Here is a 23,187-nt window from a genome sequence, read left to right as displayed (position 1 = left end):
TAATATAGAGAAACAATGAAACGATTAATAACAGGAATAGTAACACTTACGACGTTGGCTGTCGGATTCTGGGGATGTAATGATCTTTCCCGGACGACTTACAGCGGTTCCGACTACGTGATGTTCTCCGATACATTATCTATGTATCCGGTGCAGGACAGCGAGAAATGGTTTGAGATTCCGGTAGTAGCTACGAATATATGCGATTATGACCGTTCTTTTGGTGTGGAAGTAGACGATAAGGCTAGTAATGCAATTGAAAAAAAGCAATATGTAGTTGAATCAAATACGGTAACCATTAAAGCAGGGGAGCGAGTTGCAAAGTTCCGGATGAAGGGTGTTTATGAAAATATAGGTAAAACTGACTCTTTGTCGGTTACATTCAATTTGCTTCCGAAAGATGAAAATATATGGGATTTGTACGGTACACGTACTCGTGTTCAAATGCAAAAAGCATGTCCTTTTGAACTAAGTACTTTTGAAGGCTATTGTCTATTGACTTCTTCTTTCTTTAATGCATATATGACGGATACGGAACATCGGTTATTGCAGGCAGAAAGAGACAAGACGGAAGATAATACTATCATATTACATGATTTTTTCTACAAGAATTATGATCTTAAAATTAAGTATGATCCTTCCGATCCGTTGAAACCATTTGTAGAGTTTGATGATCAAATTATAGGTAGTACGGCAGAAGCCTTCGGAACCATTTACGGTAATGGAAAGCTGATGTGTACTCAGCCTGTTGCATACGATTCTTATTATAATGTATGCCAGAAATTCGTATTCTTATATAGCACTATTTATGTGGTGGGTAAAGGTACAGTAGGTACTTATGTGAATATCTTGGAGTGGATTAGTGATGAAGAAGCGGAACAGTATAAGAAAGAGGAAGGACTCTAAACTATAATCGGAAATAAATATGAAAGATATAATGAAATATTATTTGCAATTGATTACGTTAGTGTTTTGTCTCTTCGTATCTGCTTGCAGTGATGATGACGAGACTACAACGCCTGTATTCCCGGATTTGCAGAAAATAGAATGTGAAATCGGAGATACCAAGACACTGACTTTTGAGGCTGCCGATAACTGGATATTGACTTCCTCATCGTTATGGTGCTATTTTGAACAGGATGGTGAGAGGACGTTCGTTTGTTCAGGCAATGCCGGAAAGCAGACAGTCACTATCCATATTAGTGATGATGCTACCGAACTGTTAAAATCTTATAAGGCAGAGCTGACTATGAAGCTGGCAGGAAGCCAGCAGGTGATAGCGGAGGTGACGCGTCCGTCTACTGGTTATGAAGTTCGGGCTTTCAATGCGGACAAGTCTGTAATGTACACAGAAGAAAATCCTTTTGTCATCAATTTTGATGGAACTGACATATTGGTGTTAGAAGCTAATGAGGATTGGGCTTTGAAAAGTAACCCCGAATGGATGGAATTCAATCGTAGAGCATCAGACAGCGAAGTTGTATCTGGCAATGCTGGAGATAATGTCAGCGTCACTCCACAGATGATAATGCAATATAAAAAGAATGAAGTTACCGGCTTTCTGACAATTGAAAGTAGAAGCGGAGCTGTTGCAAAAGTCCCTGTGAAGTATGAAGGTATTCCTGCTGATAGAATTATTGGTACTCTGAAAGATAACATAGAAGTCTCGGTTGATGGAGAAAGTTATATTGCAGGCGATAATAGTTATGATAGCGAGGGAGTTCCTGTAACGGTAATGGCTAAGAATGATGAATATACCTTGGTATGTGTGGAATATGTGGCAGAACGGAATCAGATGACATGGGAGCTTGAATATTCTTATACAATAATGGATTCCTTTAATCGTTGGCTTTGGATAGATGATGATAAAGAAGGGAATATTAATATAGCAGCAAGCGCAAATAATTCGAAAGCAAGAACTGCGTATGTATTAGCATTTCCTAACGTTATATATGCTGAAATTAAGGATCATCTATCCGATCTTGTTTTACTTGAAAAGGGGATTCCAAAGGAATATGATGAAAATATAATTGCTGATATAAAACAGGAAGGAGTGGCAGGAGATCTGATATCTTTGGTTAAAGAAAGTGGTGAACCTATTTTGGATGGTACAGGCAATCCTGTGAAAGCTGTACCTTCGGATATGCCAGATGAACAATTAGAAAGTGAATATGGTACTACAAATGTATTTTTGGTTTCATCGTTGACTTTAGGTGTTAATTATGATCCATTCCATATTATTGTAAATGGCTACTCCGGTTGGAATTTGCAAGCTGAAACTAAGCATAATGGTCAGGATACCGTATGGGAAGGAATTGAAGTTGAGGGAAGGTATATGACAAGTGCATTTGTCAATGTTTCAGGCATGGACGAAAGCAAGAATGGAACAAAGCCTATGGTTATTAAATTAATGGATAATGAAACTATTTTAGGAGTATTGCTGATTCAACCCCGATATGAGGATTGATAACATGTAAAATTTAGCTTATATGAAAACTAAGATATTATTTATAAAAATGTTTGTCCTTTCTTGCATGTTGTTTACTTTAGGGTTTACAGCTGGAAGTTGCTCTGACGATGATGACGTACTTCAGGCAGGATATGGATATGCTCAGTTCAAACTTTATAAAGGTGTTTCGACAGGTACACGTGCCAGTACGAATGAGCTGGATTATTTGCGTGATGCGCAAAAAATGAAAATCGTGCTTATCAATCAGGAAGACGGTACTGAAATTGTACAGACTGTCGGTCTGGAAGCGATGGGCGACGATAGTGAATTTGGCTTGAGAAGTGACAAACTTCAATTGATGGCCGGAACTTATCAGATTATCGGTTTCTATCTGTATAAAGCAGATGGAACTACGCAGGATTTGAAACAGATTCTTTCCGGCGAACCGGATAAAAAGACAATTTTGACTGTAGTAAATGGTGGGTTAGCTGTACAAGACATACAGGTGAAAGTAGTGAATCGAGGGATAGTGAAATTTACTATAACTAAAAAATTTCTACCATCCACTCGGGCAATAGGCGAAGATTATGTTTTCTCCGATATCAAATACATCAATGTAACGGTACAGGAACAGTTTACGAAAAAAGAGACGACTCTTGAGAATATTGCCGTAAAGTATACAGAGAAGCTGGATGATAGTGGAAAGAAGATATCCGTGGCTGTCAGTGATTCATTATTCCGTCTTTCTGCCGGTAAATATAAGATTAAAAGTTATACGACTAAAAAGAAAAATAAGGGGTCTTTGGAATATGGAGAAGTAAACGGTGCTGACTTTGAAGTGCTGGATAATGTGACTACTGAAGTTAACGTTCCGATTAACTTCAGTAAAACTACCGGCAGTATTAAGGATTATCTTGTTCTGAAAGAAATGTGGGAAGCCTTGAAAGGCCCGTCTATTCCGGAAAAGAATCAGAAGGGATGGAGTTATTCGGGTACTACATATCCTTTAGGTACTAACTGGGATTTCAATAAAGATATTGATTTGTGGGGAGATCAACCTGGTGTCGATTTGGATGCCAAAGGACGTGTCACAGGTCTTTCTATCGGTGCGTTCGGTCCTGAAGGTGATATTCCTGAATCTTTAGGAGACTTAACGGAGCTTAGAACTTTATCTTTAGGTAATCATTCCGACCAAGTAGGTGATAATATCATTGAGAAGACGATGGGAACTGAATTGACTGAAGTACAGAAGAACTCTATAAGAAGTGATTATTATAATAAGTTTGTAAAGGTAGATATTGAATCATATTTCTCTGAACCGATACAAGTTGCTTTGAAATGGCAGAAAGAGGGGATACCCGATAGTTTTTCTCAGCCTACTGTAAATAGCAAAGCCAATCGTCCTTCTTTGAAAGATGTCCCGGCCAATCGGTTGACAAATGGAATTCATAGAATACCCGCTTCTATTGGAAACCTGAAAAAATTGCAATATTTGTATATTGCCAACGGTAAATTCGAAGGATTTGAACCGGGGACTGACCTGAGTGGGCTGGAGAATCTGACAGACCTTGAAATTTACAATTGTCCGTCTATGACAAAACTTCCGGAAGAACTGAATAAACTGCCGAACCTTCAATCATTCAACTTGGCGAGTAATCCGAGTTTGGGAGATTTTCATGAGGATTTAGGTAAGTTTGTAGCCAGCGAAAGTATAAGTAAAACATTGCAGATCTTTTATTTGACTTATAATAAACTGACTGTTTTGCCGGATATGTCAATGGTGAAAAAACTTGGTAAACTGGATTGTGCATACAATCAGATTAAAAAGATTGAGAAAGCATTCGGTAGTGATGTTATTTTGGTACAATTGTCAATGGATCACAATCAGATAGAGGAATTGCCACGTGATGAAAGTGGACATTTCTGCGGATATGCTGATGTGGAGTCTTTCTCTTTTGCTTATAATAAATTGAAGAAATTCCCTAATATATTCAGTTCGCAATCTGTATATGTAATGTCTTCTGTTAATTTTTCATTCAATGAAATTGATGGATTTGAGGGTGAAGAGAATGGAACTTTTAAGGGCGTAAATGCCAGTACGATTGCATTGGGGGGGAATAAATTGAAAAAATTCCCGAAGATACTGTTTGATACAAATTCTCAGGTGTCAGCTTTAGGACTGAACGGTAATGGAATAGAAGAGATACCGAAAGGTACATTCAATGCATCAAAATATTCGTATATGATGAAAACATTCGACTTGACTTATAATCACTTATCAAAGCTTCCGGATGATTTTAATGGGAAAAATATGCCTTTCCTTTATGGTGTGGATCTAAGTAACAACCGCTTTACGGAAGTTCCTACCGGACCGATGGACGCTGCCACATTAACTGTTTATGCTGTACGTAACCAGCGCGATGAGAATGGTAACCGCTTGTTGAGAAAATGGCCGGGCAATTTAGGCTTATGTCCGAGTTTGAGACAATTCTGTATTGGTGGAAATGATTTGCGAAAGATTTCTGAAACGATATCATCGGCTATTATCGTTTTTGAGATAAAGGATAATCCAAATATCTCTCTCAATCTTTCCAATGTTTGCGATCTGATTAAAGAGGGAAGATATCTCCTCATCTACGATCCGGAACAGGATATTCGTGGATGTGATTATTTGAAAGAATAAATAGATAAATAACAAAAAAGAATCTATATGAAACCATTGTTTAAAATATATTTATGCCTCTTTGCAAGCTTGTGTTTTATTGCTGCTTGTGATGATTCGGATGAGGAAGGCATTTCTGGCTTCACCATCGATGCCCAGGAGTTCACCTTGGGTGCTACAGGTGGAATGGAGTCGGTGAAAGTGGCTTCGGGTACTAAATGGGTGGCAAAGGTCAACCAGCCTTGGGTGAAGGTGATGCCTGCTAATGGTGTCGGAAGCACTAATTGTGAGATTGTAGTGGATTCTACACTTTCTAATGATGTGAGACATGCTGTCGTGACGTTTGTACCGGAAGGACAGTCTAAGCAAGAACTGAAAATACATCAGACCGGATATGGAAAGATGATAGGTCTGGATAAATATGAAGTGGAAGTTGCCAGTATGGCTAACGAGGATAAAAGATATTTTGATATATCGGTGACTACAAATGTCAAATTCAAGGTCGATTATCCTTTGATGGGCTCTTGGGTGACTACTTCCAAAAGACAACCTGATATATCTTTGGATTATGGAGCTCGTCCCCGTACCATCAAGATGCGATTTAAGTGGGATATGAATACGGATCCGAAAGAAAGAATCGCTTCGATTAAGTTCCTTCCGGTGAACGAGGAAGATGAACTGGAGAAAGAGGTAGCTTTGACTATAAAACAGGAAGCTTCACCGGAAATAACAGATGATAGACGGGGAGATTCCATTGCTATTGTCATTGCAAGTACCAAATTGCGTTCAATGATAAGTTGGGATACCAGCGAACGTCTTGACTATTGGGCAGGCATAACCGTATGGGAGAGAACTGATAAAGGTGTGACTCCAGAACAAATCGGTCGTGTACGTTCTGTTGAATTCAAAATGCTGAATACAAAGGAGGAATTACCTGCTGAAATCGGTAAAATCAAATATTTGGAGACATTGGTTGTTGCTAGTAACACGAATACGCAGTTGCTTCCTGCTACTTATAGGATTGGAAACGCATTAAAGGGATTGCAGCATCTGAAGAATCTGACAATAAATGCGATGGGTATTACAACTATCTCAAAATCAGAATTAGAAGGATCTTGTCAGATTTTAACTAAATTGGATTTGAGTAGTAATAACTTTACGGCTATACCGTCTGACTTACAATCCAAAAACTTCCCGGAACTGACTCATTTGAGTTTGACAGGTAATCGTCGATACAGTTCAATTACAGATTTGAACGATACACGTGAAAATCTCGGCTTAAAATTTGATGCGAGTAATAATTATAATTTTAAGAACTTGTTGAAGTGGGAAAAACTGAAATCGTTGTCATTATCCTATAATTTGATATATGGGGAATTACCTACATTCATTAATTCATGGTCACATTTACCGGAAGTTCCTGCTTATACCGATGAAGATATTCAGAGTAACGATACATTAAACAGTGCAAGCGATGAAGTGAAGGAAAAATTAAAGACTATTCCAAGGATTCTGCCTAATGTCGAGAGGTTCACTATTAACTTGAACTTCTTGTCGGGAGATGATTTACCGGAATGGCTACTTTACCATCCGCGTTTCGCACGTTTCGATCCGTTCACTTTGATTTATACACAGGATTCTGGAAAGGATATGAATGGTAATGTTCCGGGATTTAAGAACGAACCTTCTAATTTGGAATGGTTTTACGAGCGTTATCCGAAAGCCAGACCTACATTAACTGAATATTGATTTGATTATGAAAAGAATATATTTAATTCTAATAGCCGCTGTAGCAATCACTTTTACATCCTGTTCCGACCGGGATATGGATACAGTGAAACCTGATACAGGACAGGGAGCTCCAATTATTAATTTACCCGAGGGAGCGAGCCAGGGAAAAATAATGGTAAAATTCAAACCGGAAGCGGCATCCTTTTTGGATGCTGCTGTAACTCGCTCTATCGGAGGTGCGATGACCCGTTCGGGAATTTCGGATATGGATATAATTCTACAACGAATCGGTACTCATAAATTGGAGCGTATTTTCCCGATAGATAACCGCACGGAAGAACGCACCCGCAAGGCAGGACTGAATCTTTGGTATGTTATCCATTTTGATGAAGATACGAATTTGGAGCAGGTGGCTAAAGATTTGTCGCAGGTAGCAGATGTGGCGAAAGTCCAATTTAGCCATATTATCCAACGTTCATACGATCCTAATGTGCGGGCAACAGTTCTCACCAAACAAGCAATGAGTCATGTGATGCGTAACACTCGCGCCATAAATGTCACACCGGATGATACCTATTTTAATCTACAATGGGGGTGTAAGAATGATGGTTCTATTCTTCAGAATGAAGACAAGAATGACAAGGGTGACAAGGTAGTACCTGCTGTAACGGGGGTTGATGTAAATTGTGGAGAAGCTTGGAAACTTTGTACGGGAGATCCTTCCATTATCGTAGCTGTGCTTGATGAAGGTGTGATGTATGATCATCCTGATTTAAAGGGGAATATGTGGGTGAATGAGGCCGAAACATTTGCTTCAAAGGAAGATGCTGATGGAAATGGTTATGCCGGTGACCGTTATGGCTACAATTTCACAGATGATAAAGGTTATATTTCTTATGATGACCCGAATGATACCGGACATGGAACTCATGTGGCTGGGATTATCAGTGCAGTGAGAAATAATGGTGAAGGTATTAGTGGTATTGCAGGAGGGGATAAAGCTAGTAATATAGGTGGTGTAAAGATAATGAGTTGTCAGGTGTTTTCCGGTTCTAAAGGATGTAACCTGTATCAGGAAGCGAAAGCCGTGAAATATGCAGCAGATAATGGTGCCGTTATTTTGCAGTGTAGTTGGGGATACAATTCGGGACTTGCCAATCCCATTAGCGGATATAGTCCGGGTTATACTTCTGATAAAGCCTGGGTAGACAGTGCTCCGCTGGAGAAAGAGGCTTTTGACTATTTTATTCATAATGCCGGCTCGCCAAATGATGTCATAGACGGAGGTATCATCGTGTTTGCTTCAGGTAATGAATATGCAGCTATGGCCGGATATCCGGGCGCTTATCCTGATTATATTTCGGTAGCGGCCGTAGCAGCCGATGGTACTCCATCCAGTTATTCTAATTATGCGCATGGAGTTTCTATCTGTGCTCCAGGTGGAGACAGTGATTATCATCAGAGTCCCAAAGGTAAAATATATTCCACAATACCATCTTCTGCCAGTGAAGATGGTGGGAATTATGGATACATGGAAGGAACGTCACAGGCTTGTCCACATGTTTCGGGAGTAGCCGCACTGGGACTTTCTTATGCTGCCAAATTGCATCGTCATTTTCGTGCAGATGAATTCCGTAAAATGATATTGGAATCTGTCAAGCCGGTAGAACCATATTTCACGGAAATGAAAGTATATTGGTACACAAATGCTTCATTTGGCCAAATTGCAGCCGGACAGATGGAACCTGCTGCTTATACAGGTAATATGGGTACAGGACTGATTGATGCCTATCAGTTATTGAAAGCTGTTGAGGGCAGAGGTGTCGAGATGACTGTTCCCAATATGTATGTGTCCGTTGGTGGTACAAGTAAGATCAATTACTCCCGTTATTTTAAGAATGGAGAGAATATGACTTTCTCATGTAAAGTTGATGATAGCTCGATAGCTGTTTTTCTCACTGCGGAAGACAACATTACTTTCACCTTGAAAGGATTGAAAGTGGGTTCTACGAAAGCTACCGTTACGGCGACTGACGGTACCAAGCAAGATTTCTTTATTACTGTTCGTAAAAACGATAGTTGGTTGTAAATGTGATTATGAAACGATACTTTACCGGAGCCATCAAGTATGGACTGTTCTTTTTCTTTCTTCTGTCTTCTGCGCATAGTTTTGCGCAGGAAACAGGAGGGGAGCAAGTCTTGCAGTTTGAATGTACTGCAATCAATATAGGGACTTTGTCGGAAGACGATGCGCCAGTAACGTATCATTTTAAATACTGTAATGTAAGTAAAAAAACGGTGCGTATCTCTAAGTTGACTACTTCCTGTGGCTGTACGGTAGCCAAGTGTAATAAAGACTTGGTACAACCGGGGGAACGGGGAGAAATCAATTTGATTTTTCATCCTAAGGATCAGGCTGGTGATTTGTATCGGGAAGCATTTGTCTATACCGATCTCTCCGGAAAGAAACCGATGATCAGGCTGGTACTTACTGGCAAGGTATCACCTACCAGCGACCAATGGAAGGGATATCCCGTAGCTATTGGGAATACATTGCGACTGAAACGGAAAGAATGGCAGATTAGAGTGCTTTCTCGAGAAGGAATGCAAGTGGAAAGATTCATTTGTGTCAATACAGGAAAGCAACCTTTAAATTTGTCAGCCTTGATGCTGCCGGAATACATTCGTTTTCGAACAGAGCCGAAAGTTATTCTTCCGGAAACGGAAGCCGACATGATTCTTTCTATTGATAGAAGTTTGTTGCCTCAAAAGAATGAAATTACATTTTGTTTGGTCTTGGACGGCATTTCAGTACGCCCTTCTGAACGGACAGTACAAGTGAAATTATTGTTACAATAATAAATAATATAAAATATGTATATGAAAAATATATTCAGAATAATGCTACTACTCACCACGATGCTGTTTGTGTCATGTGGGGATGATGATGAAGTAAAGCTTCCTGATACTAAGGATGTAAATTATGCGAATATCGCAGGAAGCTGGCGATTGAGTGAATGGAATGGAGAAAACCTGGAAGGTGACACACGTTACTATTATATAACGTTTGATCGGAAGGGAAAAGACGGAAAACGTTCTTACACTATTTATACGAATCTCAACAGTGCTACATCTGAGCAAATTCCCGGTTCTTTTCTTTTGAGTAAAGAAGATGATTACGGAGATATTATTAGCGGTACTTACTATTATCAGCTTGATACGGATGATGAATGGGAATATTCATACATTGTTTCGGGGTTGACTGATACTTCGATGATATGGACTGCCAAAGAAGATATGGGAGAAATGAAAGTTTATACTCGTTGTAATGAAGTTCCGGCAGATATCATAGCCGGAACAAGAGCTTCATTCTAGTTGTATTCTGTTTCTTACTTTATTGCCATCAGATTTTCTTGAAAATTGGGGCATCTTTTTATAATAAAACCGTTTAAGCAAATCTTTGTATTTAAACGGTTTTTATTTTTGTATTTATCTTTATTGGTACAAGACCGCACAAATAAAATCAAAGATTTATTTGGAAATAAAATAAAGACTTCTTATCTTTGCATTAGATTTATAATTGTAATGAATACAACTTTGAAAAGAAAGGAAGATAATGAAACCATACGATCGATTATTAGAGCATAATATCAAGCCTTCCATGCAACGCATCGCTATCATGGAATATTTGATGGAGCATCCGATTCATCCGTCGGCTGATGATATTTACACAGCATTGTCTCCTTCAATGCCGACACTTTCAAAGACAACGGTCTATAATACTTTGAAATTGTTTTCCGAACAGGGAGCGGCATTAATGCTTACGATTGACGAAAAGAATACAAACTTTGATGCGGATACTTCTGTACATTCCCATTTCCTTTGCAAACGTTGCGGACATATTTATGACTTGGAATGTCCGGAAGCGATTAAACAAGTGGAAAATTTGGAAATGGATGGTCATCAGGTATCGGAAGTTCATTATTATTATAAAGGTATTTGCAAGAATTGCTTAAGTAAAGATAAAGAAACACGTATTGACTAATTAATTTAAAATTGAGAAGAAAATGAAGAAATTTAGATGTACTGTATGCGGTTACGTTCATGAAGGTGACGCAGCTCCTGAGAAATGTCCATTGTGTAAAGCTCCTGCCAGCAAGTTCGTAGAAGTTGTTGAAGTAGAAGGTGGCGCATTGTCTTTTGCTGACGAACACGTTATCGGTGTTGCAAAAGGTTGTGACGAAGAAATGATTAAGGACCTGAACAATCACTTCATGGGAGAATGTACTGAAGTTGGTATGTATTTGGCCATGAGCCGTCAGGCAGACCGCGAAGGTTATCCTGAAGTAGCTGAAGCTTTCAAACGTTACGCTTGGGAAGAAGCTGAACATGCTGCTAAGTTTGCAGAACTGTTGGGTGACTGCGTATGGGATACTAAAACTAACCTGCAGAAACGTAAAGACGCTGAACAAGGTGCATGTGAAGACAAAAAACGCATTGCAACTCGTGCTAAAGCTCTGAACCTGGATGCTATCCATGACACTGTACACGAAATGTGCAAAGACGAAGCTCGTCACGGTAAAGGTTTTGAAGGATTATACAACCGTTATTTCGGTGATAAGAAATAATTAAGCCTAATAAACTCTTAAAAGGTCTGTATTCCACAACGAATACAGACCTTTTTTATTTATATTTGTCTATCAATTTTTAAATACCACAGTTATGAGAAAAGTACAACTATTGTTAGTTTGTTTAATGCTTTCAGCGGCTGCCTTTGCTGCTGATAAGGTGATTAAATTGCCGAAGCCTAATTTAAACCGCACTGGTGCGGTGATGAAGGCATTGTCTGAACGACATTCAACTCGCGAATATGCTTCGAAAGCATTGAGCCTGGCTGATCTGTCTGATTTGTTGTGGGCTGCTAATGGAATAAATCGTAAGGAATCCGGAATGAGAACCGCTCCGTCAGCGTTGAATAAACAGGATGTGGATGTATATGTAGTGTTGCCTGAAGGAAGTTATCTGTATGATGCTAAAAATCATCAGTTGACACTGATAGCTGCGGGAGATTATCGTGGTGCAGTGGCAGGTGGTCAGGCGTTTGTGAAAACAGCTCCGGTATCATTGGTTTTAATCAGCGATCTTTCTCGGTTTGGTGATGCCAAAAGTCCACGCAGCCAGTTGATGGGGGCTATGGATGCCGGTATTGTTTCCCAAAATATTTCAATCTTTTGTTCTGCTGCTAACTTGGCAACAGTACCACGTGCTTCGATGGACAATGAGCAGCTAAAGAAATTTTTGAAATTGAAAGATAGTCAGATGCCAATGATGAATCATCCTGTAGGATACTTCAAATAAGGATTCGCAGGAAGACTTATAAGCCGTATAAAGAAGATTTATAAGCCTATAAAAAAGAGTGACGCTATCTCTATCGGATACCGTCACTCTTTGCTTGTTATAGCGTCACTATCCTGACCGGATACCGTCACTATATTTTCTTCATTATTTCAAGAGAAATTCATCAATCGCTTTCTTGTAAGTTGCTTTATCAGCAGCTCCACGGAAAAGCTGTGGATCCCCTTTCATCGGAATGAACACAAACAATGGAATACTTGTAGCATTAAACAAAGCTGCCAGTTCTTTTTGTTTATCCACGTTAACTTTGTAGATGACAATTTTCCCTGCATATTCCTTTGCCAGTTCTTTCATGATAGGAGCTGTCTGACGGCAAGGTCCGCACCAGTCTGCATATAAATCGATGATGGCGGGCTTGTCGCCTTTGTATTTCCACTCCTTTGATTTCTCATAATCGAAGACGTCTTTCAGAAACATATCTTTGTCCATTACGACGACTTCACCGTTACCTGTTACCTCTTTTTTGCCTTGATTGGATTCCCCGCTGTCATTGAAAGCGTATACAATCACGCTTACCATGACAAGGGCTACCACTACTAATACTTTCTTCATTCGTTATCTTTATCTTTTTAACTATAATGCTTTTCAATAACCCCTTGCAGCTCGCTGCTATGGATTACGCCGGAATGTCTCCAGACAGCCTCTCCGTTTTTAAATAATATAAAGGTCGGGACAGCTTGTATGCGATATTTAGTAGCCAGGTCTTCATGCTGGTCAACATCTATCTTTGCAATACGTGCTTTATCTCCTACAATTAATTTTAGTTCTTCTAAAACTGGTTTCATAGCTTTACAGGGTCCACACCATTCTGCAAAGAAATCAACTAAAACCGGTACCGGTGACTGTATTAAATCTTCAAACTTTTCCATAATCTTTCCTTTCTTAGAGTTAAATAGCAGTCATTGGAGACTGCAAATATAAATCCTATTTTATTATAATAACGAAAAAAGGTCGTTTTTGTTCATGCAATAGTAATCGTAAGGTTTGTGAAATAGTAATTAGGAGGAGTTTATCTGAATGAGGATAAGTTGAAAAGAAAAATGGATAATGAACGACGATGTAAATCCATCGGGCTTCATTATCCATTTTTTTTTTATAAATGATTCTTCTGTTTATTCCACAATAGTCAATTCATCAATAATATGAGATGCTCCCGCATATTTGTCAATAATAAATAAGGTATAGCGGATGTCGACGCAAGCGGCTCGTTGTGAGGAAGGACGGAAAGCGATGTCTCCTGTCAAACCTTCAAAATTGCGGTCGAAAGCAGTTCCTATCAATTGGCCTTTGCTGTTAAATACCGGGCTACCGGAATTTCCTCCTGTATTGTCGGTGTTTACAATAAAGCAGACGGGCATTTCACCGTTTTTACCATAGCGTCCATAATCCTGGGATTTATACAGCTCTTTCAATTTTTGAGGCACTACAAACTCCCAGTTACCCTGATCTTCTTTCTCCATTACACCTTTGAGGGTGGTATGAGCATCATACACAACACCGTCAGCGGGTTCATAAGAAAGTACCTGGCCGTAGGTCAAACGTAAAGTTGAATTGGCGTCCGGATAAATAGGTGTACCTTTTTCCTGTCTCATATCCATCATGCCTTTCACCCATACTTTATGAGCAGCGTCATAGTTCTGATTGGCTTCTTTCATGGCAATGGCTGTTTTCAAGATCCCGTCGGTAATAGAATATTTGAATAATATCATCCAGTCATATCCTATTTTATACAAACTTGGTTTCTTGATAAACTTCTCAAAGTTTTTAGGATTGCCAAAAATAGAATGTTGGAAGCAAGCATCGACGAAGGCATCGATACTTCCCTTGAAACGGGAATTGATGATTTCGAAGATATTGATTCGTTGTTCCTCCGGAATATAGTTGGCATAAGTTTTCAGCATCTCTTTGGCAACCATCCGTTCTACTTCAGGGAAGGGAACAGAAGCAAAATACTTATCAGCTTCTTGCTTTAATTTTAGCTTCGCCTCTTTTATTTGCTCCTTATCTTTTGATTTCAGAGCGGCAACCAATTCCATCGTGGAAGGGATGCGCATAAAATCAAGGGCGGTGACCAATGCTTCATTGATAGCCTGCTGATGATAGATCGCGTCACGGCGATGAGCCACAATAGAACGAATCTCATCAAAAGCTTTCTGATATGAATCATCTCCTTTTTCACGGCCACGGGCTAATAATTCCTCTTGTTGCGCACGTTTGGTATCCAGTACGTTGAGACGTACCAGTCCTTCATTCATACCGATGGCATTCTTCCAGTAGTTGGCTGATGAAGCATATTTGCTCGCATAATGAATACGTACGGCAGGATCTTTCAGCATTTGCTCCATGAGTACTTTCTGACGGGCTCCACGTACATGTTGGCGCATAAAGTTGGTCGTTTGCATCCGCTCTTCCACTTCGTCGGAAATCATATATCGCCAGTTACGTCCCGGGAATCCCATGACAAAGGTGAAGTCTCCTTCCTGAACTCCGGCAATGCTGATTTTCAGGTGTTTCTTTACCTGCAAAGGAACGTTGTCTTTTGAATATTCTGCCGGTTTTCCGTTCTTGTCCGCATAAATACGGAAAAGGGAAAAGTCGCCTGTGTGACGAGGCCACATCCAGTTGTCGGTATCTGCACCGAATTTGCCGATGGAAGAAGGAGGAGCGCCCACCATACGAATATCACTGTACACCGTTTTGATGAACATATAATATTTGTTTCCTCCGTAAAAAGCCTTGAGCTCCAGTTTTGTTGCAGGAGTTATTTCTATGTTCTCTGCTTTGGCGAAACGTTCTGCCACGGTGCCCAGATAACTTGGTGACAGGTAGTTGACACCTTCCGGGTCCGGATCTTTTTTCAGTTGCTCATTGACGTAATCGGTCACATCCAGAATCCGGTCGATAAATGTAACGGTCAATCCCGGAGTAGGAAGTTCCGCGTCACGATTCATAGCCCAGAAACCATCTGTCAGGTAGTCATGTTCTACATTACTGTGTTGCTGGATAGCTCCATAACCACAGTGGTGATTCGTCAGTACCAGTCCTTCGGAAGAGATAATTTCTCCCGTGCATCCTCCTCCAAAGTGTACCACAGCATCTTTGAGAGAAAGACCGTTCGCGTCGTATACTTCTTCGATCGGAATTTCAAGACCGAGTTCGCGCATGGCAACTGCGTTCTGGGTTTTCAGATCGGTTAGCATCCACATGCCTTCGTCGGCGTGGATGCTAAGAGTTGCCAGTGAAAATAGGACAAATAGGATTTGTTTTCTCATTTATTCTACGATTGTCATTTCATTAATCAGGTGTCCGCAGTTGCCTAACTTCTCCAGAATGAACAGGACATAACGGATATCCAGGTTGATACAACGTTGCAGGTTGTTGTCGAAGTTGATGTCACCGCTCAATGATTCCCAGTTACCATCAAAAGCACAACCGATCAGTTCTCCGTTTTCATTCAATACCGGGCTGCCGGAATTACCGCCGGTGATGTCATTGGTAGACAGGAAGCAGACAGGCATATCACCGTTCGGTAAAGCATAACGGCCATAATCTTTCTTCTCAATCAGCTCTTTCAGTTTGGCAGGTACAACGAACTCGCGGTCTTCCGGATTTTCTTTCTCAAGAATTCCTTTAGTGGTGGTGTAATAGTTGTAGTGTACGCCGTCTTTCGGATCGTATGGTTTCACGTTACCATAAGTCAGACGAATGGTAAAGTTTGCGTCCGGGTAAGAAGGTACAGGCAATTTCATTTCGCCCAGACCACGAATATAAGTTTTGTGCAGTAAAGCCAGTTCTTGATCCATGTCCTTGAGCTGGGAAACCAGTTTATCCATCAAGTCATATTTAGACTGGCAGTATTGTAATGCAAGATCGTTGTCGATTGCTTTCACTGACGGCTTCTTCGTAAACTTCTCGAAGTTTGCGCGGTTGGCAAAAATAGAGTTGTCGTACATATCATCAACAAACTTGTTGTAATCGCCCTTATATTTCTGCTCAATTACTTTGTAGATAGACGGACGCTGGTTAGCCGGAACCATTTCCGCATATAACGGGAACAATGCTTTAGCAACTTTGCGGTCTACTTCATGGTCATAATCTTTGTTGTGGATACTTTCGTAAGTGCTTTCCAGCGCTTTCATACGTGCTTCGATCACAGAGTCGTTCTTTTCAAGCAATGCTTCACGTGTTTTAGATAACATGACATTACCAAATTCGATAGCTCCGAAGAAAGTCTCTCTCAAACAAGTATATTGATAATTGAGAGGAGTTGTTTTAGCTACCAGGTCGTCGATGTTCTTCACAACTGCCGCATATTCGGCATTGTTTTGTGCCTTTGCAAATTCTGCGAATTTAGCTTCCTGTGCAGCTTTCGTTCCCAACACATCATTATCGATGATGGCTTTATTCATACCGATGGAGTTTTTCCAATAATTGCTGGAACCCGCATACTTGTTAGCATACTGAATACGGATTTTGTCACTGGCATTCATCACTTCCTTCAGGACAGCTAAACGTGCGCCACGAATACGGATACGCGGGTCGTTTTCCGATTCCATACGTTCTTTCACCTCTGATACAGTCAGGTAACGGCTAGTGCTTCCGGGGAATCCCATAATCATTGCGTAATCTCCTTCTTTCAACCCTTTGATAGAGATAGACAAATGTTTCTTTGTTTTCAGGGGAACATTGTTTTCACTGTATTCTGCCGGTTCACCGTTCGCGTCAGCATAGATACGGAACATGGAGAAGTCGCCGGTATGGCGCGGCCACATCCAGTTGTCTGTCTCGCCACCGAACTTACCGATAGAAGAGGGGGGAGCAGCTACCATACGTACATCCGGATATATTTTCTTATAAAAAAGATAGAATTTATTTCCGGCATAGAACGGAAGAGCCTGCGGAACAATTCCTTTTTTGTCTGCCAGGTCACTTTTGAAATAAAGGTCATGAGCCAGCTTTTGAAGGAATGTATTGCTGAATGATTCGGATTCGGTGATTTCCTTCGCTGCAATTTTGGCATTGACAATGTCTGTAACATCTTCGATACGTTCGATAAATGTAAATTTCAGTCCCGGAGTAGGAAGCTCCTTGTCTCTGGAAGTAGCCCAGAAACCATCTGTCAGATAATCGTGCTCAACACTACTATGTTGCTGGATGGAAGCGTAGCCACAGTGGTGATTGGTTAGAATCAAACCTTCGGGCGAGATAATTTCTCCCGTACATCCACCTCCGAATATACCTACGGCATCTTTGAGAGAAACGCCGTTTGGATTATATAAGTCCTGGGCTTCCAGTTTTAATCCCTGTTTTTTCATCATGTCTATGGAGTGTTGCTGTTGCATCAATTGCAATAGCCACATACCCTCATCCGCTCTAACGGAAAATACAAAAAGCGCAGCCAGCGCTACCAGATAAAATCTTAGTTTGTTCATTATTTAATGATAAAATTTGAATATATGATTGTTAATATGTTCTGTTTCTCATTCTCAACTCTCCACTCTCAATTCTCCGTTTCTTAAAGCTTCCATGATATTAGCAGGCGGACGTTGATTCATCAGTTCGTTTTTCATAAAGTCCATGTAAGGAGCTACGTGTTTAAAGAACTGATAATAACCTTTGCATAAGTAGTTCAATCCCGGTTCACCTTCTGCCGTTTGGCTAAAACGATTTTTCGGGCATTCCCCGTTGCAGGCAAACAGGAACTCACACTCTTTGCATTGAGTAGGGAGAGACTGGTATTTCATGTTCCCGAAGTTGTGCTGACGCTCGCTATGCATCATTTCTACCAGTGTCTTACTGTAAATGTTGCCTAACTTATATTCGGGGAATACAAAGTGGTCGCAAGAATAAACGTCTCCGTTGAATTCCATTACACCGGCATGTCCGCAAGTCTTTGCCATCGTGCATATACCGGGTTGCTCACCCATCCAGTTGGCCAGGGTAGAATCGAATATCTGCACATAGTATTTGCCGACATCTTCTTTCACCCATTCGTCAAAGAGAGTACAGAGGAAGTTCCCCCATTGTTCCGGAGTGATTGAAAAGTCAGCCAGTGTTCCGGCTTTATTTTCGGCAAGAGAAGCGAGATGACGTCCGTCTTCATGTGAAAGAATACGTTCAACGATGGGAGCGAACTGGATATATTGGCAACCGATCTCTTTGAAGAAACGATAAAACTCCAACGGATATTCGGCATTGAAGTCATTAATAACTGCCATTGCATTCCATTCTACCCCGTGTTTCTTCAGAAGATTGATGCCTTGCATCACTTTCACAAAAGAAGGTTTTCCCAATTTGTTTTTGCGATACTCGTCATGAAACTCCTGGGGACCGTCGATGGAGACACCTACCAGCCAATTGTTTTCACGGAAGAATTCGCACCATTCGTCAGTAAGCATGGTTCCGTTGGTCTGGATGCAATTGTCGATCGTACGTCCGCGGGCGTATTTCTTTTGTAGTTCCATTGCCTTTTTATAGAAGGAGAGCGGTCGCATCAGCGTTTCTCCTCCGTGCCAGGTGAAAAGTACCTGCGGCATGGTTTGTGAGTTAATGTACTCGTCGATAAACTTTTCCAGAAGTTCATCGCTCATTACGTGTTTCGGATTGTCTTTGTATAGGTTGGCCTTTTCCAAATAATAGCAATACTCGCATGCTAGGTTGCATACGGCACCTACAGGCTTTACCATTACATAAAGCGGTTTGGCAAAAGGGGCAAATGTTGATGTTTTCATGACTGCAAAATTAGATAAACTAAATGAAAAAAATAGCCTTACACCTATGTTTATAAGGATTATTAAAGAAAAGAGTCTTACAAGATTTAAATATTGATAAAATGTTTCTTTGAATTCTGAATCAGTTGTACCTTTGTGCACAGAATTTAATGAATAAATGAACGTGAATAAAATTTTGCCTTTTTTGCTTTTGCTTCCGTTTCTGGCTTCCTGTACCAGTAAGTACAAGATTGAAGGAACATCTTCAGTGAATAGTCTGGATGGAAAGATGCTGTATCTTAAATCCCTGCGTGATGGCGAGTGGGTGAAGCTGGATTCTGCTGAAGTGGTGCATGGTCTGTTTTCAATGAAAGGGAAAATAGATTCCGTACAGATGGTGACACTATATATGGATGAAGAAAGCATTATGCCGATCGTTCTAGAAAGTGGAAAAATAACAGTTACTATCAGCAATACGGACTTGAAGGCAGTGGGAACTTCTTTAAATAATGCGTTGTACGAGTTTATCAGCAAAAGAAACCAATTAGAAGAAAGTATCAGCGAACTGGAGCAGAAAGAAACCCGTATGGTATTGGATGGAGGGGATTTGGATGAAATTCACAGTCAGCTGGTGGTGGAAGGTGATTCACTGATGCAAGCGATGAATCAGTATGTGAAAACGTTCATTTCCGACAATTACGAAAATGTATTGGGACCCAGTGTATTTATGATGCTTTGCAGCTCTTTGCCCTATCCTATTATGACTCCGCAGATAGATGATATTATAAAGGATGCTCCTTACTCTTTTAAAGATAATAAGCTGGTAAGAGAATTCCTGTCTAAAGCAAGAGAAAACATGAAGTTGATAGAAGAACATCAACGATTGGAACAAAATGCTTCAACAAATAAGTAATACTTGAGTTTTTTGTGTATTTTTGCATAAAACTCAAGTAAAATGAAAACGACTACTGTTTCGGTATACGCCGCTTTCTTTTTTATTTTAGTCTTATCGGTTTCTTGTCATAGAGATTCGGAGGCCCCTGATGCGGCATTCCAGAAGATCGAGATGTGCATGGAATCTCTCCCTGATACGGCTCTGTATCTATTAAAATCAGTTCCTCATCCTGAAAAATTGCGTGGAAAGTCGCAGGCGGATTATGCGCTTTTATTAACGCAGGCAATGGATCAGAACTATGTGAAGTTTACTTCTGATTCGTTGATTGCATTGGCACTGAATTACTATACTGTAAAGCGTGGTGACTCCGCCATGCGTGCTAAAACGCAGTATTATTATGGAAGAGTGATGCGTGAACTGGGCAAAGATGAAGAGGCTTTGTCGTTTCTGTCTTCGGCAAAGGAAATGTTTGGGAAAATTCAATGTTGCAAGATGTTTGCCATGGCTACCGATGAGATCGGGATGGTGAACCGGAAAAAGAAATTGTATCAGGAGTCGTTGAAGAATTTTCAGGAGTCATACGCTATCTATGAAGAGTTAAAAGATTCTTTGGGCATTGTCAGAGCCGGGCAGAATATAGGCCGGGCTTATTTGTTTCAGAATAACTGGGATAGTTGCTATTTCTATTATAATAATGCTTTAGAATTAGCCAGAAAAAAACAGTATCCGTCTGAAGTTTCCATTTTACATGAGTTGGGTATCCTGTATCGTTCTATGGGAGAGCTGAAAAAGTCAGAACGCTATTTCCTTGCTGCTTATGAAAAAGAAACGGATGAAGAAAGGAAATATGTAGAGTGTATGTCTTTGGGATATTTGTATATACAAATGGGGGATGTGGAGAATGCCAGGAAATACTTTAAGATGAGTATAAATTCCTCTAAAGAGTATACCCGTATTGACGCATACAACAATTTATACTTTTTGGAAAAGGATATTGATAATTTTGAAGAAGCAATTACTTATCATGAAAAAGCGGATTCCATTGTCAGCGTATTGGATGAGGTCGATTCTTTGGAGTTGATAACAGAACTGCAAAAGCAGTATGAGAACGAAAAACTCCGGAGCGATAATTTACAAATGAAAATGCACCGTACAGTTTTTCTGTTTTGCGGTACGATTGTTTTTCTGATTGTAGCCTTCTATATGTGTTATTACTATTACAAAAGTAAGAACCATAAAAAGAAGATTGCCGAGATTGAATCCCAGATTAGAGATAATGAAGAGGAGATAAAGCGATATCAGCAGGAGATGGAAGAAATCCAGGAGTTGAAAGATCAAGTGCTGGAAGAAAACCGCATACTCGAAGAAAATCGAATGAAGGTAGGCGAGTTGAATGGAAAGATTGTGCTTTTGAGTATGCAGAACAAAACCTTATCGGGGTTGTTGAAAGAACTAGGAGGAGAATTAACTGTCGGACCGTCTTCTGAACAATACATATCTGCCTTTCGATTACTGCTTGCTATAAAAGAGGGAACATTAAGAGGTAAGTTGTCTGATGGAGAACGCTATAAATTGTTTAGTCTGTTTGATTTACTCTATGCTAATTACGTTACCCGATTGCTTGACAAAGCTCCTTTATTGACAAAACGTGATCTTGAAATCTGTTGCTTCCTTAAATTTGGGCTGACTAATGAAGAGTTGGCTCGTATTTTCCAGACCTCTTCCGACTCGGTAACCAAGGCGAAGGGGAGACTAAAAGGCCGGTTAGGCATTTCTTCACAAGAAGATTTAAATGCATTTTTAAGGGACTTTTGATAAATAAAAAATGAATTGTCCGGGTCAATAACAGAATCAAAATATGTATTTTGTTGGATTTTAGATGTTTACGATGAATCAGACACACTGATTTTGTCCGGGTGACTTTTTTTGTGTTTTCAGATGCATGCCGTACTTTTGACCTAACAAAAACCAAATAGCTATATGAAAAATCCTAATGAATTATCTGCTACCTCTTCATGGAGAGGTAACGAATTGCAGTTGATAGAACAGAAAGCCAATATTGTTGTCGGAGTAGCTAATTCTCGTACGCGGTTAAGGATAGGAGTTCTATTAAGTAAATATTCAGAGTATCAGGTGGATTATATATCCTCCGAGAGTGAAACAGGTAAACTGATTGAAGAAGCCGATCTAATAATTGGTGCGGGGATTACTGCCTATGAAGGGGTGTTACGCCGGAAACCGGTGATTGTAGTGGGGGATTATGGCCTTGGAGGCTTGGTCACTCCGGATACATTCCGCAAGCATTATAACAATCGGTTTAGAGGAAAGATTAATGGTGCAAGAGGTGAATCTTTCTCATTGGAGAATTTAGAAAAAGAAATTCATAAAGGTTTTAATTTGACTTTTCAAGAATTGCAAATGATGTCAAACCAAACCATAACCTTGCAAAACATCTAAATATCTGAATTCCTTAATTTAATAGTTTGATGCATAAAACTGGTTAGGAGTGTGGGGGTGCGTGAGCATCCCCATATTCATTTTTAGGTATAATACACAGATTACCGGTCTTGATCTTCGTTTTTCACCATTCCCTTATGTTGCTCCGGGAGGGCACTTTCAACAGCAGCGTATGCCTCTGCCATGGTTGCCTTGATATTTTCCATGCCTTTTCCTTTGGGAGGAATGGGGTCGTGAATAGTCAGAATCATGCGATGGCGATGTATCCATTTGCCTGTGCGTGGAAGGATTTCAAATGAGCCATCGATAGTGACAGGTACCACTGCCAACTGTAAATCATCCGCCAATTGGAAAGCTCCTTTTTTAAAATATCCCATGTGTCCGGTAAAAGTGCGTGCACCTTCGGGAAAGACCACAAGAGAAACTCCGTCTTTCAACGAGTCTTTTGCCTGCCGGATGGTTTCCAAAACCTTCTTCGGGCCGGAACGGTCTACAAAGATATGTCCTGCGCTTTCACAGGCTTTTCCGACGAATGGCAATTTACGCAGACTTTTTTTCATCATCCACTTAAAGTTTCTTCCAATGAAGCCGTAGATGAGGAAAATATCAAATGAACCCTGATGGTTAGGTACAAAAATATAGGAAGTTTTGTCATGCAGCTTTTCGCGCCCCTCAATCTTCACGGGAATCAACAGGAACAGACAAATTAATTGTGACCATATCTTCCCCGGATAATATCCCCAGAAGTGGGCTCCTCCCAAGAGGGAACCTACAATAGTGACGATTGCCGTAAGGATGGTCAGCACTAATAAAATAGGCAAAGCGATGCAAATCTGATAAATATAATACAGTATCTTCATAGGGTTGG

At 40.3% G+C, this 23,187-nt stretch carries 19 protein-coding genes; 13 read left to right on the top strand and 6 right to left on the bottom strand.

Translation table 11 applies throughout. The annotated features are described in order from the left end of the window. Positions 1-15 precede the first annotated feature (15 nt). The 10 genes from KTR06_RS18990 (at position 16) to KTR06_RS18945 (ending at position 12,200) form a co-directional block, all read left to right on the top strand. A complete protein-coding gene (locus KTR06_RS18990; protein ID WP_015532815.1) occupies positions 16-906 on the top strand; it encodes a DUF4984 domain-containing protein in 891 nt (296 codons plus the stop codon). A 19-nt stretch (positions 907-925) separates the two neighbouring features. Further along, a complete protein-coding gene (locus KTR06_RS18985) occupies positions 926-2,467 on the top strand; it encodes a DUF5003 domain-containing protein (protein ID WP_117810662.1) in 1,542 nt (513 codons plus the stop codon). Positions 2,468-2,489: 22 nt separating this feature from the next. Further along, a complete protein-coding gene (locus KTR06_RS18980) occupies positions 2,490-5,132 on the top strand; it encodes a DUF4458 domain-containing protein (RefSeq protein WP_217290707.1) in 2,643 nt (880 codons plus the stop codon). 27 nt (positions 5,133-5,159) lie between these two features. Further along, positions 5,160-6,860, top strand: coding sequence for a BACON domain-containing protein (locus KTR06_RS18975; RefSeq protein ID WP_087318200.1), 1,701 nt, complete (start codon positions 5,160-5,162; stop codon positions 6,858-6,860). A 7-nt stretch (positions 6,861-6,867) separates the two neighbouring features. Continuing rightward, positions 6,868-8,931, top strand: coding sequence for a S8 family serine peptidase (locus tag KTR06_RS18970; protein ID WP_087318199.1), 2,064 nt, complete (start codon positions 6,868-6,870; stop codon positions 8,929-8,931). Positions 8,932-8,939: 8 nt separating this feature from the next. After that, positions 8,940-9,701, top strand: a complete 762-nt coding sequence (locus KTR06_RS18965) for a DUF1573 domain-containing protein (RefSeq protein WP_049703397.1) — start codon at positions 8,940-8,942, stop codon at positions 9,699-9,701. 21 nt (positions 9,702-9,722) lie between these two features. Continuing rightward, positions 9,723-10,217: a lipocalin family protein gene (locus KTR06_RS18960; protein ID WP_225472761.1), complete on the top strand. Its 495-nt coding sequence runs from the start codon at positions 9,723-9,725 to the stop codon at positions 10,215-10,217. Positions 10,218-10,458: 241 nt separating this feature from the next. Then, entirely contained in the window at positions 10,459-10,887 is a 429-nt protein-coding gene (locus KTR06_RS18955; protein ID WP_004312036.1) for a Fur family transcriptional regulator, read from the top strand. A gap of 22 nt (positions 10,888-10,909) precedes the next feature. Then, positions 10,910-11,470 (top strand): NADH peroxidase, encoded by a 561-nt coding sequence (locus KTR06_RS18950; RefSeq protein ID WP_004297333.1) that lies wholly within the window; start codon positions 10,910-10,912, stop codon positions 11,468-11,470. Between the two features lie 94 nt (positions 11,471-11,564). Beyond that, entirely contained in the window at positions 11,565-12,200 is a 636-nt protein-coding gene (locus KTR06_RS18945) for a SagB/ThcOx family dehydrogenase (protein WP_008021781.1), read from the top strand. Between the two features lie 144 nt (positions 12,201-12,344). Here KTR06_RS18945 and KTR06_RS18940 read toward each other — a convergent pair whose 3' ends face one another. From KTR06_RS18940 to KTR06_RS18920, 5 genes are all read right to left on the bottom strand, one after another. Further along, entirely contained in the window at positions 12,345-12,809 is a 465-nt protein-coding gene (locus KTR06_RS18940; RefSeq protein ID WP_008021783.1) for a co-chaperone YbbN, read from the bottom strand. 17 nt (positions 12,810-12,826) lie between these two features. Continuing rightward, positions 12,827-13,126 carry a thioredoxin gene (gene trxA / locus KTR06_RS18935; protein WP_004315954.1) on the bottom strand — a complete coding sequence of 100 codons (300 nt, stop codon included), beginning with the start codon at positions 13,124-13,126 and terminating at the stop codon, positions 12,827-12,829. 243 nt (positions 13,127-13,369) lie between these two features. Next, the gene (locus KTR06_RS18930; RefSeq protein ID WP_217290706.1) at positions 13,370-15,529 is read right to left on the bottom strand and encodes a S46 family peptidase; all 2,160 of its coding nucleotides are present in this window, start codon (positions 15,527-15,529) and stop codon (positions 13,370-13,372) included. Beyond that, positions 15,530-17,689: a S46 family peptidase gene (locus KTR06_RS18925; RefSeq protein WP_009040909.1), complete on the bottom strand. Its 2,160-nt coding sequence runs from the start codon at positions 17,687-17,689 to the stop codon at positions 15,530-15,532. Positions 17,690-17,743: 54 nt separating this feature from the next. Beyond that, entirely contained in the window at positions 17,744-18,988 is a 1,245-nt protein-coding gene (locus KTR06_RS18920) for an anaerobic sulfatase-maturation protein (protein WP_008643298.1), read from the bottom strand. A gap of 157 nt (positions 18,989-19,145) precedes the next feature. Between KTR06_RS18920 and KTR06_RS18915 the strand changes: the two genes are divergently transcribed. The 3 genes from KTR06_RS18915 to KTR06_RS18905 all read left to right on the top strand — a co-directional run bounded on the left by KTR06_RS18915 (position 19,146) and on the right by KTR06_RS18905 (position 22,319). Further along, the gene (locus KTR06_RS18915) at positions 19,146-19,880 is read left to right on the top strand and encodes a DUF4369 domain-containing protein (RefSeq protein ID WP_004297344.1); all 735 of its coding nucleotides are present in this window, start codon (positions 19,146-19,148) and stop codon (positions 19,878-19,880) included. Between the two features lie 42 nt (positions 19,881-19,922). Continuing rightward, entirely contained in the window at positions 19,923-21,677 is a 1,755-nt protein-coding gene (locus KTR06_RS18910; protein ID WP_217290705.1) for a transcriptional regulator, read from the top strand. 165 nt (positions 21,678-21,842) lie between these two features. Beyond that, on the top strand, positions 21,843-22,319 hold the full coding sequence (locus KTR06_RS18905; RefSeq protein WP_015532826.1) for a hypothetical protein: 477 nt from the start codon (positions 21,843-21,845) through the stop codon (positions 22,317-22,319). Between the two features lie 101 nt (positions 22,320-22,420). Here the strand turns inward: KTR06_RS18905 and KTR06_RS18900 are convergent, their stop codons facing one another. After that, positions 22,421-23,179 carry a 1-acyl-sn-glycerol-3-phosphate acyltransferase gene (locus tag KTR06_RS18900; protein ID WP_004315944.1) on the bottom strand — a complete coding sequence of 253 codons (759 nt, stop codon included), beginning with the start codon at positions 23,177-23,179 and terminating at the stop codon, positions 22,421-22,423. Positions 23,180-23,187: the final 8 nt, after the last annotated feature.

The organism is Bacteroides sp. MSK.20.12 (genome assembly GCF_019052435.1).
Classification (GTDB): Bacteria; Bacteroidota; Bacteroidia; order Bacteroidales; family Bacteroidaceae; genus Bacteroides; species Bacteroides xylanisolvens.
The sequence above is the reverse complement of the archived record's forward strand: the minus strand, read 5'-3'. Positions and strand labels throughout refer to the sequence as shown.

Bases quoted from the DNA above. Each gene is read 5' to 3' on its own strand.
- KTR06_RS18990 (WP_015532815.1), top strand. From the start codon at position 16: ATGAAACGATTAATAACAGGAATAGTAACACTTACGACGTTGGCTGTC.
- KTR06_RS18985 (WP_117810662.1), top strand. From the start codon at position 926: ATGAAAGATATAATGAAATATTATTTGCAATTGATTACGTTAGTGTTT.
- KTR06_RS18980 (WP_217290707.1), top strand. From the start codon at position 2,490: ATGAAAACTAAGATATTATTTATAAAAATGTTTGTCCTTTCTTGCATG.
- KTR06_RS18975 (WP_087318200.1), top strand. From the start codon at position 5,160: ATGAAACCATTGTTTAAAATATATTTATGCCTCTTTGCAAGCTTGTGT.
- KTR06_RS18970 (WP_087318199.1), top strand. From the start codon at position 6,868: ATGAAAAGAATATATTTAATTCTAATAGCCGCTGTAGCAATCACTTTT.
- KTR06_RS18965 (WP_049703397.1), top strand. From the start codon at position 8,940: ATGAAACGATACTTTACCGGAGCCATCAAGTATGGACTGTTCTTTTTC.
- KTR06_RS18960 (WP_225472761.1), top strand. From the start codon at position 9,723: ATGAAAAATATATTCAGAATAATGCTACTACTCACCACGATGCTGTTT.
- KTR06_RS18955 (WP_004312036.1), top strand. From the start codon at position 10,459: ATGAAACCATACGATCGATTATTAGAGCATAATATCAAGCCTTCCATG.
- KTR06_RS18950 (WP_004297333.1), top strand. From the start codon at position 10,910: ATGAAGAAATTTAGATGTACTGTATGCGGTTACGTTCATGAAGGTGAC.
- KTR06_RS18945 (WP_008021781.1), top strand. From the start codon at position 11,565: ATGAGAAAAGTACAACTATTGTTAGTTTGTTTAATGCTTTCAGCGGCT.
- KTR06_RS18940 (WP_008021783.1), bottom strand. From the start codon at position 12,809: ATGAAGAAAGTATTAGTAGTGGTAGCCCTTGTCATGGTAAGCGTGATT.
- trxA (WP_004315954.1), bottom strand. From the start codon at position 13,126: ATGGAAAAGTTTGAAGATTTAATACAGTCACCGGTACCGGTTTTAGTT.
- KTR06_RS18930 (WP_217290706.1), bottom strand. From the start codon at position 15,529: ATGAGAAAACAAATCCTATTTGTCCTATTTTCACTGGCAACTCTTAGC.
- KTR06_RS18925 (WP_009040909.1), bottom strand. From the start codon at position 17,689: ATGAACAAACTAAGATTTTATCTGGTAGCGCTGGCTGCGCTTTTTGTA.
- KTR06_RS18920 (WP_008643298.1), bottom strand. From the start codon at position 18,988: ATGAAAACATCAACATTTGCCCCTTTTGCCAAACCGCTTTATGTAATG.
- KTR06_RS18915 (WP_004297344.1), top strand. From the start codon at position 19,146: ATGAACGTGAATAAAATTTTGCCTTTTTTGCTTTTGCTTCCGTTTCTG.
- KTR06_RS18910 (WP_217290705.1), top strand. From the start codon at position 19,923: ATGAAAACGACTACTGTTTCGGTATACGCCGCTTTCTTTTTTATTTTA.
- KTR06_RS18905 (WP_015532826.1), top strand. From the start codon at position 21,843: ATGAAAAATCCTAATGAATTATCTGCTACCTCTTCATGGAGAGGTAAC.
- KTR06_RS18900 (WP_004315944.1), bottom strand. From the start codon at position 23,179: ATGAAGATACTGTATTATATTTATCAGATTTGCATCGCTTTGCCTATT.